This window comes from Devosia sp. (genome assembly GCF_025809055.1).
Lineage (GTDB): Bacteria > Pseudomonadota > Alphaproteobacteria > Rhizobiales > Devosiaceae > Devosia.
On sequence record NZ_CP075529.1, the window covers coordinates 1083570 to 1095772 of the forward strand.

Below are 12203 nucleotides of genomic sequence, written 5' to 3' on the forward strand. Positions count from 1 at the left end.
CCTACTTGGTCTTGGCCGGCGCGGCGCCCTTTTCGACGGTGACCTCGGTGCGTTCACCGCCCGTAACGCTGAAGGCGGTTTCCGTCTCGGTGTCGTCGTCGTAGCGGGTCACCACGACATAGTCGCCACTGGGCAGGGTCGTCTGGTGTTCCTCGCCATAGCCGAAGCCATGCTCGGACCGGTTGCCCTGGATATCCTTTTTGGCGCCAAAGATGTCGAAGGCCGTTGCCCCGGGCATGGACAGGGCCGCCACACCGGCATCGAGGACGACGACAACTTCTATGCGTTCGCCGGCACTGACGGTAAACGGCGCTTCAGCGGTCGCTTCGTCCATGCGTACCACCGCCACATAGTCGCCGGGCGGCAACTGGTAGTCGTCATTCGGGCCATAACCGTAGCTGACGTCTTCGCGCGAACCATCGATCGACTTCTCCGCCTTGAGGATGTTGACGGCCATGCCGCTGTCCTCGATGGCCATGCCCTCGACATAGGCGCCGTTGATCACCGCGACGCCAACACCGGCCACGAGGTCGATCTCAAGGATTTCGCCGGCAGCCAGGGTTGCGGTTTCGGTGGCACTGCCCTCGCCCACGGTGGCCGTCGCGGTGATTTCACCGGCCGGCACGATGAAGGTGGCTTCGCCATAACTGAACGCGTCGCCGCCGGGATAGACGAGACCGAGCGCGGCGGCGCTATCAACCGGCTCGCCCTCGGCGGCCATGGCGCGCAGGACCACAGTGCCGGCATTGAGGACGAAATAGGGTGTCGCTAGGGCATCTTCGGTAATGGTGACGGGTTGGGACACTTTCACCTCGCCCAGGCGCACCATGGCTTCATAATCGCCCGGCTCCATCTGCTCGAGCGGAATGCCGTAGCCGTAGTCGACGATTTCGCCGTTCCGGCTCAGTTCCCAATAGAGCGGGCTGGCATTGTCGCCGGTCAGCAATTCGCCACCCTCGGCCATGGCGACCTCAAGGGTGAAATTTTCCACCACGGCAACCGGCTCCGGCTCGGGCGCGGGTTCGGGCTCCGGGGCTGGTTCAGGTTCGGCCTGGGCGACTTCGGCAACCGTCGTCGTCAGCGCCTCGACCAGATCGTCGCCGTTCTGCGCCGACAGATACTTGCCGCCGGTATTTTCGGCCAGACAGGCGACCTGGCGGCCTTCTTCGTCGCTGAGGCCGAAGCCCAGCACGTGCGTGGTGAAGTCGATGCCCTGGGATTCGAGCTCATTGCCCAACTGGCATGGGTCGACTTCGCAGGTTTCGAGGCCGTCGGTGATCAGGATCACCGTGGCCTTTTCTTCGGTGAAGCGAAGGTCTTCGGCGGCAAGCCGCACGGCCTCGCTGAGGGGCGTCATGCCCTTGGGATTGATCTTGTCGGCGGCAGCAGCGATGGCGGCGCCCGTGCCAGCGCCCGGCTGCACCAGCATCTCGATATCGTCGCAATTGCCCTTTTCGCGATGACCATAGGTCATGAGGCCCAGTTCCAGATCGCCGGGCAGTTCCGAAAGCACCGCGCCGAGAGTTTCCCGCGCAATGGTGATGCGCGCCTTGCCGTCGATCTGCGCCCACATCGAGCCGGAGCCGTCGAGCACGATAACGGCCCGCTCGGCCGCCACGGCCGGAAAGGCCAGCCCCAGCGCGGCCACCGCGCCAAGAACGACCTTCTTGAAACTATTCATCTGAAGCCCTCCAAAATGAATCGGGCCAATAGTGGCCCCCATATGCAATTAAACAAAGACATGTCCGGCATGAAGCGAACATGAACAGGTCATTCAGGCAAGAACCAAAAAAAGCCGTAGTCTCAAACATCAGCTCGGCAAAGCCTTGCAGGAGATTCGATGAAACGGTTTGCACTGATCCTGGCCGGGGTTTTGGCCGCCATCGCCGTGTTCAACGCGAGTTGGCGGGTCTCGCCGCCGGACGACCCTACCATCCTGCTGATCGCGCATCGCGGCGTGCACCAGACGTTTGACCGGCAGGACCTTGAGAACGATACCTGCACTGCCGAACGCATCCACGCGCCCGAGCACGCCTTCCTTGAAAATACCATTGCCTCTATGGCGGCTGCCTTCGAGGCCGGTGCGGACATTGTCGAGCTCGACGTCCATCCCACCACCGACGGGCAACTGGCGGTCTTTCATGACTGGACGCTGGATTGCCGGACCGAGGGCCGCGGCGAGACCCGGGGGCACAGCATGGCGGAACTGCGCGCCCTGGATATCGGCTACGGATATACCAGCGACGGCAGCACCTTCCCGTTTCGTGGCCAGGGCGTTGGACAGATGCCGGAACTGACCGAGGTACTGACCCAGTTTCCGGACCAGAAATTCCTGATCAATTTCAAAAGCCGCGAGGCACGCGAAGGCGACATGCTGGCGGCGCTCGTCGCCGGGCAGCCGCAATGGCGCGACGCCGTCTGGGGCGCCTATGGCGGCGACGAGCCGACCTACGAGGCGGCAGCCTCGCTGGACGGACTCAATGTATGGTCGCGACGCGGCCTGATCGATTGCCTGACCCAATATGCGGCGCTCGGATGGACAGGGTATGTCCCCGCTGCCTGCACCAACACCAAGGTCATGGTGCCCATCAACCTGGCTGGTTGGCTCTGGGGCTGGCCGAACCTGTTCCTGGAGAGGATGCACAACGCGGGCAGCCAGGTGATCCTCCTGGGACCCTATGGCAGTGGCGACCCTGGCACGGCCGGCATTGATGACCTCGACACGTTAGCCCAGGTTCCCCCCACATTCTCGGGCTATGTGTGGACCAACCGCATTGAGGTCATCGGGCCCGCGCGGACGAAAGCCGCGACAGAATAGTCTCATGACTCGGGAATGGGCCTCGGATAGGGTCGCCCGATACGGAATCCTCCAAAGCCCCAGACGGTTGCCCCATGCCCATCGGCGTTATCTATGCGCTCGTCGCCTATTCGATCTATTCGTGCGGCGACGCCATCATCAAGGGGTTCGGGCAAAGCCTGTCGGTCTTCGAGATCGGGTTCTTCGTTGCCGTGTTCTCGCTGTTGCCCGCCCTGTTCGCCAAGCCCCGGGGTGAGCGATGGCGTGACAGCTTCGAGATGAAGCGACCGCTGCTGGTGCATCTGCGCAGCTTTTCCGGCGTGACATCGGCGATCCTGGTAACCTTTGCCTTCACCACCATTCCCTTCGCGGAAGCCTATTCACTGGTCTTCCTCATGCCGTTCTTCATCACCATCATGTCGGCCCTGGTGCTGGCGGAGAAAGTCAGCGTACCGCGCTGGCTGCTGCTGGTGCTTGGCTTTGCCGGTGTGCTTCTGGTGGTGCGCCCCGGCTTTCGGGAACTGGAGCCCGGACATCTGGCTGCGCTGGCAACGGCCTTTTTCGGCGCCACGACCAATACAGTTCTGCGGGTGATCGCCGGCAGCGAACGCCGCGTCAGCCTGATCCTCGTACCGGCGCTCTATGTGCTCGTGGTCAACGGCGTGCTGATGATCCCGACATTTACAATGCCGACCCCGACCCAGTTCGCCCTGCTGTTGGCATCAGGCGCGGCCATTGGCATCGGTCACATCCTGCTGATTCTGGCCACCCGCAATGCCGAGGCCAGCCAGATCGCGCCCTTCCAGTATATACAGATCGTCTGGGCCATTGTCCTGGGTGCCCTGTTCTTCGCCGAATTTCCCGATGCACTGGCCTATATCGGCCTCGCCATCGTCATTCTCTCGGGGCTGTTGTCGCTGTTCCGCAATGGCAGCGCGACGCGCATTGCCGGCCGGTTTGCGCTCTACCGCGCCCGGCGGCCCAACTCGCCCACTGACATCACCGAAGTGCAGGGGCCGGAAATCTGATCGGCGCATCGACGCCGGGCCTCGCCCCGGCTATGGTCAGACCGATTTCATCCGAATCCCTTTTCTCAAATCACTGGTCGTTGCGATGCCGGTCGGCGTCATTCTCGCTTTTCTCGCCTATGCGATTTTTTCTGTCGCCGATGCCCTGATCAAGGCCACCGGGCCGGCGCTGTCGGTCTTCGAGATCGCCTTTTTCACCACCAGTTTCTCGATCATCCCCGCCATGCTGACCAAGCGCGGCGAGCGTTGGCGCGACATGTACCGGCTCGAGCATCCCTGGCTGGTGCATCTGCGCTGCCTGACGGCAATCACCGGCACGGCCTGCGTGATGTTTGCCTTCACCCATATTCCCTTCGCCGAGGTTTATTCGATCGGCTTCACCACGCCGCTCTTTGTGACCCTGCTCTCCGTGCTGCTGCTGCGGGAGCATGTCGCGCTGCATCGCTGGGTGCTGCTGTTCATCAGCTTCATGGGCGTGGTGCTGGTCATCCGGCCCGGATTGCGGGCGCTGGAGCCCGGACATTTCGTGATGATGCTGGGCGCCGTTATGGGCGCCATCACCACCACGATCCTGCGCCATGTGGCGCCAAAGGAGCGCCGGGTGAGCCTTGTGGGCCTGCAGGTACTCTATTCGGCCATCGTCAATGCCATCCTGATGGCACCCACTTTCGTTGTCCCATCGCTGGCGCAGCTGGGCGTTTTGCTCGGGATTGGCCTCTTGGGCGGCATGGGTGGCCTGCTGCTGATACAGGCGTGCAAGCAGACACCGGCCAATCTCATTGCCCCGGTGCAATATAGCCAGCTGATCTGGGCCATCCTGTTCGGCGCACTGTTTTTTGGCGAGTATCCGGACTGGATCGCCATTATCGGAATGGTGGTGGTGGTCGGCGCAGGTCTTCTCAACGTGCTCACCGAAAAGACCCCCATCCGCTGGAAGCCGCGTATTTTCTTCTTCCGTATCGGGCAGTAGCGCCGGACCTATTGCAGGGTAGTGTCCCAGAAGTTCTGTTTCTGGACGATCATCGGTCCATCCGCCAGGGTACGGTGAATGGTGAGCCGCGTGTGCAGGTGCGCATTGGACACGCGCGCCGGATGACTGGCGTCCGGCACTTCCATGCGACGCCGGTCCGGCCCGAAATAGCTGTCGGTTTCCACATAGATGTAGTCGGTGTTGAACTGGGCAGCCAACCGATCGATCAACAGGTCGACATTGTCTGGCAGGCACAGAATGTCATCGAACCCCATTTCCACGTAGCCGAGAAAGGTGTCGAGGTCGCAATCCTGCGCCACCAGCACCACCGGGGCCAACCGCAAGCGGTTGGACGCATTGCGCCTCAATTGCCCAAGCAGCGCCGACTTGTCCGCATCCGGCAGGGCGAAATGGAAAAAGAAGAACAGATGCGAAGCGGATGGGCGCGCAGCGTGTCGAGATCATGATAGTGCGCGAAGAGCCCAAACCCGGTCGCCTCGGCCAGGTGTTCAAGGCTCCGCGCGGCGGAGCCCGGTGGACAACAGGCGATCGCCGCACAGTCGGACAGGATAGACGCATATTTCGACATGATCGAAACTTTCCCCATCTCGGGGACAGTCTATGTCCTTGCCACCCGCCCAAAAACAGAAACTGCCGTTCAGTGTGGGGGCACACTGAACGGCAGCGCATAAATTGTAACGATTGGCGAGCGGTCAGATCAGGGCGCGGATAGCGGCCACTGCGTCTTCTGCCCGGGTTCCGTCCGGGCCGCCGCCCTGGGCCATGTCCGGCCGGCCACCGCCGCCCTGCCCGCCCAGCGCCGCCGTCGCCGACTTGATCAGGGTGCCAGCGGCATATTTTCCGGTCAGATCCTCGGTGACCCCGATCGCCACCGTGCCTTTGCCATCTTCGCCCTTGAGCACGATGACCACCACACCTGAACCGATGCGCTTCTTTTCGGCATCGACCACGGTCTTGATGTCCTTGGCCGCCACGCCTTCGACCACCCGGCCGACAAAGGTGACGCCATTGACGGTTTCGGTGGCGCTGCCGCCTTCGCCGCCGCCGCCAAGGGCCAGCTTCTGACGGGCGTCGCTGAGGGCGCGCTCGGCACTCTTGAGCTGACCCTGGAGCGCTTCGATCCGCTCCAGCACTTCATGGCTGCCGGACCGCAGAATGCCGGCGGCCGAGGCCACGATATTGGCATTGGCATTGCCGCGATGGCGCGCCGACCGGCCCGTCAGCGCCTCGATACGGCGCACGCCGGCCGCCACGGCACCCTCGGACACGACCGAAACCAGGCCAATGTCACCGGTGCGGCGCACATGGGTGCCCCCGCACAGTTCCACCGACCAGCCCAGCCCGTTGCCGGTGGGCACACCCATGGACACGACGCGCACTTCATCGCCGTATTTTTCGCCGAAAAGGGCACGGGCGCCCGATTCCTTGGCTTCGTCGACACCCATCAGGCGGGTTTCGACGGCGGTATTCTGAAGGATGATATCATTGGCGATGTCTTCCACCTCGGCCAGTTCCTGCGGCGTCATCGGCTTGGTGTGCACGAAGTCGAAACGCAGGCGGTCGGCCGAAACCATCGACCCCTTCTGGGCCACATGGTCGCCCAGCACGAGACGCAGGGCTTCGTGCAGAAGGTGGGTCGCGGAGTGATTGGCCTGAATGGACGAGCGCCGCGCGTGATCGACGATCAGTTCCACCGCCTGGCCGACCTTGAGGACGCCCTGCCCGACTTTGACACGATGGCTGAAGACGCCGTGATGCTTGCCGGTGTCGAGAACCTGGGCCGAGAAACCCTCGCCCCTGATCTCGCCGGTGTCGCCGACCTGACCACCACTCTCGCCGTAGAACGGGGTCTGGTTGACCACGACAAGACCTTCGCCACCGGCCTCGATGGCGTCGACTTCCTTGCCATCGACCAGAAGCGCGCGGATTTCGCCCTCGGCGGTCTCGGTTTCATAGCCGAGGAACTCGGTGGGACCCAGCCTGTCGGCAAGACCGTACCAGACGGTGTCGGTGGCTGCCTCGCCCGATCCGGCCCAGTTCTTTCGGGCCTCGGCCTTCTGCTGGGCCATGGCGGCATCGAAACCGGCCTGGTCGACGCTGATATTGCGGGACCGCAAGGCGTCCTGCGTCAGATCGAGCGGAAAACCGTAGGTATCATAGAGCTTGAACGCGGTCGTGCCATCGAGCACGGCGCCTTCACCCAAACCGGCCGTTTCAGCTTCGAGAATCTGCAGGCCCCGGCCGAGGGTCTTGAGGAAACGCCCCTCTTCGAGGCGCACGGTCTCGGCAATCATCGCCTCGCCGCGGCTGAGTTCGGGATAGGCCTGGCCCATTTCGCGCACGAGAGTCGGAACGAGCTTGTGAATCACCGGCTCATTGGCGCCAAGCAGGGTCGCGTGGCGCATGGCGCGGCGCATGATACGGCGCAGCACATAGCCGCGGCCTTCATTGGAGGGCAGCACGCCCTCGGCAATCAGGAAGCTCATCGAGCGCAGATGATCGGCAATGACCCGCAGGCTGCGATTGCCCGGCCCGTTCACATCGGCATTGGTGACATGGGCGGCAGCGCCGATCAGCGCCTTGAACAGGTCGATGTCGTAATTGTCGTGCACGCCCTGCATGACGGCAGCGATGCGTTCGAGACCCATGCCGGTGTCGATGGAAGGCCGCGGCAGGCCGGTCCGCGACCCGTCGGGATGCTGTTCGAACTGCATGAACACCAGATTCCAGATCTCGATCCAGCGGTCGCCGTCTTCATCGGGCGAGCCCGGGGGGCCACCCCAGACCTTTTCGCCGTGGTCATAGAAAATTTCCGAACACGGCCCGCAGGGACCGGTGTCGCCCATCTGCCAAAAATTCGACTTGGCGCCGAGCCGCACGATACGGTCCTCGGACAGGCCGGCGATCTTCTTCCAGAGTTCCAGCGCTTCGTCATCGTCCTCATAGACGGTGACCATCAGCTTTTCGCGCGGCAGGGCCCAGTCCTTGGTGAGCAGGGTCCAGGCCAGTTCGATGGCCTGATCCTTGAAATAGTCACCGAAGGAAAAATTGCCCAGCATCTCGAAGAAGGTGTGGTGACGGGCGGTGAAGCCGACATTGTCGAGATCGTTGTGCTTGCCGCCGGCGCGCACGCATTTCTGCGCCGTGGTGGCCGTAGAATAGGGCCGCTTTTCCACGCCGGTAAAAACGTTCTTGAACTGCACCATGCCCGCATTGGTGAACATCAGCGTCGGGTCATTGCGCGGGACGAGCGGGCTCGAGGGGACGGCCTCATGTCCGTTGCGGGCAAAGTAATCGACAAAGCTCGAACGGAGGTCGTTTACGCTGGTCATGCAGAAGCTTTCATGGCGAGCAGGCGCCAGGGCGCCCGACAAAGGATTTTGACCGGCTTTCTAGCCCGCAGGCCTTGGGCCTGTCCAGCATTGCAACACCGCTCGAAGCGCCCCGCCGACAAGAAAAAAGGCACCGGAGAACCGGTGCCTCAAATCATTGCATGGGATTTGCTGGAGATCAGTCGTCGCTGCCGCCGTCGTCGTCCTCGCCACCGGCCACCAGGAGCACTTCGCCAAGCAGACCCGAACTTTCGCGTACACCCTGCTCGATGGTCGCGGCGATTTCCGGATTGTCCTTGAGGAACTGCCGGGAATTCTCACGCCCCTGCCCGAGGCGCTGGCTATCCCAGGAGAACCAGGCGCCGGATTTGTCGACGATGCCGGACTTGACGCCCAGATCGAGCAATTCGCCCGTCTTGGAAATGCCCTCGCCATACATGATGTCGAACTCGACCTGGCGGAACGGCGGTGCCAGCTTGTTCTTGACCACCTTGACGCGGGTCTGGTTGCCCACGATCTCCTCGCGGTCCTTGATGGCGCCGATACGGCGGATGTCGAGGCGCACGGAAGAATAGAATTTCAGCGCATTGCCACCCGTCGTGGTCTCCGGCGAGCCATACATGACCCCGATCTTCATGCGAATCTGATTGATGAAGATGACGAGGCACTTGGACTTGGAAATCGACGAGGTCAGCTTGCGCATGGCCTGGCTCATCAGGCGGGCCTGCTGGCCCGGCAGGCTGTCGCCCATTTCCCCTTCGAGTTCGGCGCGCGGCGTCAGGGCCGCCACGGAATCGACCACAAGCACATCGATGGCACCCGACCGCACCAGCGTATCGGTGATTTCGAGAGCCTGTTCGCCCGCATCGGGCTGCGAAATCAGCAGGTCATCGACATTGACGCCGAGCTTGCGGGCATAGACCGGGTCGAGGGCATGTTCCGCATCGACAAAGGCGCAGATGCCGCCCTTGCGCTGGGCCTCGGCCACCACATGCAGGGCCAGGGTGGTCTTGCCCGAGCTTTCCGGCCCGAAAATCTCGACGATACGGCCCTTTGGCAGGCCGCCAATACCCAGGGCGATGTCGAGCCCCAGCGAGCCGGTGGAGATGGCTTCCACCTCGATGGCGGAGTTCTCGCCCAGGCGCATGATCGAGCCCTTGCCGAAATTCCGCTCGATCTGGCTCAGCGCCGCCGCAAGAGCCTTGTCCTTGTCCATCGATCCACCCTCAACAACGCGAAGTGGCGAAGCTGCCATAGTGCTGTCTCCTTATTTCACGCTCCCGAGGGCTGTGCAACGAGAGGCCGGTTTGGTTTCTGTGTCCTATTTGTTCTCATTTTGTTTCAGTTCCGTCAAGGGACAAAATGAGAACATCTGTGGTTTCGTCCAGCGCAAGATGCCAGCGCCCATTGCCTGATTCTGTCAGTAGCGTCCGGCATGGCTCAAAAGTATGATTTTTGACTGGACAGGTCCGGCCGCAATGCGTTTTATGCCCCGCACCAGCCCTGCCCCCGCGGCGCGACATCAGGACGAACCACATGCATCTCATCCAGTTCATCGACGACAAGGGCCATCGCGCCGTCGGCGTGACACAGAATGGCCAGACCCACACGGTCAACGCGGTCACCAGCGTTTATGAGCTGGTTCAGGCCAGCCTTGCCGGCAGTGGCAGCCTCGCCGCGACGATTGCCGACAAGGGGCTGGGCGCAGCGATCGACAAGCAGGCTCTGCTGACTGAAAACCGCTTGCTGGCCCCAATCGATCATCCCGATCCGGCCCACCTGCATGTGACCGGCACCGGTCTCACTCATCTGGGCTCGGCCGCGACGCGCGATGCCATGCACAAGAATACCGACAAGCCCGCCAATGAGCTGACCGACAGCATGAAGATGTTCCGGATGGGCCTGGAGAACGGCAAGCCGGCGGCCGGCCAAAAGGGCGTGCAGCCGGAGTGGTTCTACAAGGGCAACGGCCATGTCGTGATCAATCCGGGCGCCGCCATCCCCTCCCCGTCTTTTGCACTCGATGCTGGTGAGGAGCCGGAGATTGCCGGTATCTATGTGATCGACGCCAAGGGGCAACCGCGACGGCTGGGCTTTGCGCTGGGCAATGAGTTTTCAGACCATGTCACGGAGCGGATCAACTACCTCTACCTCGCCCATTCGAAACTGCGCGCCTGTTCCTTCGGACCCGAACTGCGGGTCGGCGACCTGCCCCGGCATATCGAAGGCACCTCGAAAATCCGGCGCGATGGCGACGTGCTGTGGCAAAAACCCTTCCTCTCGGGCGAGGACAATATGAGCCACACCATCGCCAATCTCGAATATCACCACTTCAAATATGATCTGTTCTGCCAGCCCGGCGACGTGCATGTGCACATGTTCGGCACGGCAACCCTGAGCTTTGCCGATGGCATCTCGACCCGCCCGGATGACGTCTTCGAAATCGAGGAAGCCCAGTTCGGCCTGCCGCTGCGCAATCCCGTGCGCGTCGAACAGGAAAAGCCTGTCGTCATCGCCGGGCTCTATTGAGCGGAAAACCGTACGAAAGGGCGGGGCGCGAGCGCTCCGCCTTTACTCTTTGCAACTAACATGTCAGTTATCCGCCGCCTGACGGAGACCCGACATGACCGTGCGCCCATTCGAAAAACGCCGCATTGCCCAGACCGAACTCGGGGTCACAACGCTTGGCCTGGGCGGGGCGAGCCTTGCCGGGATATTTTCGGCCGTGCCGGCCGATCAGGCGCGTGCCACCGTGTCTCACGCGCTGGATGCCGGCATCACTTATGTCGACACCGCACCACAATATGGCCTGGGCCGCTCGGAACATCTCGTGGGCGAGGTGGTGCGGTCCGCCAAACCCCGCCCGGTGATTTCCACCAAGGTCGGCCGCCTTCTCAAGCCAGTCGACCCGGCCAGCCAGGACAAGGGCAACTGGGTCGATCCCCTGCCCTTCGACCAGGCTTATGACTATTCCTATGAAGGGATCATGCGGTCCTACGAGGACAGCCTGCAAAGGCTCGGCCTCGACCGCGTCGACATGCTCTACGTGCATGATATCGGCACCGCAACGCATGGCGAGGCGGGCAATATGCCGTTGTGGTCACAACTGGCCAATGGCGGCTACCGTGCCCTGCGCGAGCTGCGCGACACCGGCAGGGTCAAGGCGATCGGCCTCGGGGTCAACGAGTGGGAAGTGTGCATGGATGCCTTCGCGCTCGGCGACTGGGACGTGTTCCTGTTGGCCGGTCGTTATACGCTGCTCGAGCAGACGGCGCTGTCACCATTCATGGCCACATGCGTCGAGCGCCATGCCTCGGTCGTCGTGGGCGGGCCGTTCAACTCGGGTATCCTCGTGGGTGGCGACACGTTCAATTATGCCAAGGCCCCGGACCATGTGGTGCGGCGCGTGAGGGCGATCGAAGCTGTGTGCAAGGATTTCGACGTGCCCCTGCCGGCCGCGGCCCTGCAATTTCCGCTGACCCATCCGGCCGTGTGCAACGTGCTGCCCGGCCCCCGCAGTCCGGCCGAACTCGACGGCATTCTCGATTGGTGGAACGTGGCCATTCCCGCAGACCTCTGGCAGGAACTGGCGCGGCGCGACCTCCTGGCTCCCGGAACACCGGTGCCCGGCATCTCGTCTTGACCGGACCGAGGGATCAATCTATAAATAACTGATTGGTTCTGTAACTGGATCGTTCTGCTGATGGACAGCGCCCAACTCGACGCGACATTCCACGCCTTGTCCGACCCCACGCGGCGCGCCATTCTCGCGCGCCTGGCCGACGACGGCGACGTCACGGTCATGGACCTGGCCAAGCCGTTCGACATGAGCCAGCCAGCTATTTCCAAGCATCTCAAGGTGCTCGAGAAAGCCGGCCTGGTGTCGCGCGGCCGTGACGCCCAGAGGCGGCCAGTGCATCTCGAAGCGCAGCCGCTGGCCGAGGCCACGAGTTGGCTGATTGCCTACCGTGAATACTGGTCGGCACAATTTGGACGGCTGGACGGCCTGCTCGAAGAGTTGCAGGCACTCGAGGCTCGTACTGGCAAGACCTGAG

Annotated in this window: 10 protein-coding genes; 6 read left to right on the top strand and 4 right to left on the bottom strand. The window is 62.6% G+C overall.

From position 1 onward, the window contains the following. Position 1 precedes the first annotated feature (1 nt). Entirely contained in the window at positions 2-1681 is a 1680-nt protein-coding gene (locus KIT02_RS05370; RefSeq protein ID WP_297583204.1) for a VWA domain-containing protein, read from the bottom strand. Positions 1682-1840: 159 nt separating this feature from the next. Here KIT02_RS05370 and KIT02_RS05375 point away from each other — a divergent pair, with 159 nt between their 5' ends. From KIT02_RS05375 to KIT02_RS05385, 3 genes are all read left to right on the top strand, one after another. After that, positions 1841-2818, top strand: coding sequence for a glycerophosphodiester phosphodiesterase family protein (locus KIT02_RS05375; RefSeq protein WP_297583206.1), 978 nt, complete (start codon positions 1841-1843; stop codon positions 2816-2818). A 74-nt stretch (positions 2819-2892) separates the two neighbouring features. Next, positions 2893-3825, top strand: a complete 933-nt coding sequence (locus tag KIT02_RS05380; protein ID WP_297583209.1) for a DMT family transporter — start codon at positions 2893-2895, stop codon at positions 3823-3825. Between the two features lie 85 nt (positions 3826-3910). Further along, positions 3911-4795: a DMT family transporter gene (locus KIT02_RS05385; RefSeq protein WP_297583211.1), complete on the top strand. Its 885-nt coding sequence runs from the start codon at positions 3911-3913 to the stop codon at positions 4793-4795. Positions 4796-4803: 8 nt separating this feature from the next. On the opposite strand, the gene KIT02_RS05390 is transcribed toward KIT02_RS05385, so the two are convergent. The 3 genes from KIT02_RS05390 to recA form a co-directional block, all read right to left on the bottom strand. After that, a complete protein-coding gene (locus tag KIT02_RS05390; RefSeq protein ID WP_297583214.1) occupies positions 4804-5139 on the bottom strand; it encodes a hypothetical protein in 336 nt (111 codons plus the stop codon). A 369-nt stretch (positions 5140-5508) separates the two neighbouring features. Then, positions 5509-8148, bottom strand: a complete 2640-nt coding sequence (alaS, locus tag KIT02_RS05395) for an alanine--tRNA ligase (RefSeq protein ID WP_297583216.1) — start codon at positions 8146-8148, stop codon at positions 5509-5511. A gap of 178 nt (positions 8149-8326) precedes the next feature. Continuing rightward, positions 8327-9403 carry a recombinase RecA gene (gene recA / locus KIT02_RS05400; RefSeq protein WP_297583219.1) on the bottom strand — a complete coding sequence of 359 codons (1077 nt, stop codon included), beginning with the start codon at positions 9401-9403 and terminating at the stop codon, positions 8327-8329. Positions 9404-9684: 281 nt separating this feature from the next. Between recA and araD1 the strand changes: the two genes are divergently transcribed. From araD1 to KIT02_RS05415, 3 genes are all read left to right on the top strand, one after another. Beyond that, positions 9685-10677, top strand: coding sequence for an AraD1 family protein (gene araD1, locus KIT02_RS05405; protein ID WP_297583222.1), 993 nt, complete (start codon positions 9685-9687; stop codon positions 10675-10677). A 94-nt stretch (positions 10678-10771) separates the two neighbouring features. Beyond that, entirely contained in the window at positions 10772-11791 is a 1020-nt protein-coding gene (locus tag KIT02_RS05410; protein WP_297583225.1) for an aldo/keto reductase, read from the top strand. Between the two features lie 60 nt (positions 11792-11851). Continuing rightward, positions 11852-12202 (top strand): metalloregulator ArsR/SmtB family transcription factor, encoded by a 351-nt coding sequence (locus KIT02_RS05415; protein WP_297583227.1) that lies wholly within the window; start codon positions 11852-11854, stop codon positions 12200-12202. The last annotated feature ends 1 nt before the right edge of the window (position 12203 follow it).

Coding starts and splice junctions, on each gene's coding strand:
- KIT02_RS05380 (WP_297583209.1), top strand. CDS start 2,893: ATGCCCATCGGCGTTATCTATGCGCTCGTCGCCTATTCGATCTATTCG.
- KIT02_RS05385 (WP_297583211.1), top strand. CDS start 3,911: ATGCCGGTCGGCGTCATTCTCGCTTTTCTCGCCTATGCGATTTTTTCT.
- KIT02_RS05370 (WP_297583204.1), bottom strand. CDS start 1,681: ATGAATAGTTTCAAGAAGGTCGTTCTTGGCGCGGTGGCCGCGCTGGGG.
- KIT02_RS05375 (WP_297583206.1), top strand. CDS start 1,841: ATGAAACGGTTTGCACTGATCCTGGCCGGGGTTTTGGCCGCCATCGCC.
- alaS (WP_297583216.1), bottom strand. CDS start 8,148: ATGACCAGCGTAAACGACCTCCGTTCGAGCTTTGTCGATTACTTTGCC.
- araD1 (WP_297583222.1), top strand. CDS start 9,685: ATGCATCTCATCCAGTTCATCGACGACAAGGGCCATCGCGCCGTCGGC.
- KIT02_RS05415 (WP_297583227.1), top strand. CDS start 11,852: ATGGACAGCGCCCAACTCGACGCGACATTCCACGCCTTGTCCGACCCC.
- KIT02_RS05410 (WP_297583225.1), top strand. CDS start 10,772: ATGACCGTGCGCCCATTCGAAAAACGCCGCATTGCCCAGACCGAACTC.
- recA (WP_297583219.1), bottom strand. CDS start 9,403: ATGGCAGCTTCGCCACTTCGCGTTGTTGAGGGTGGATCGATGGACAAG.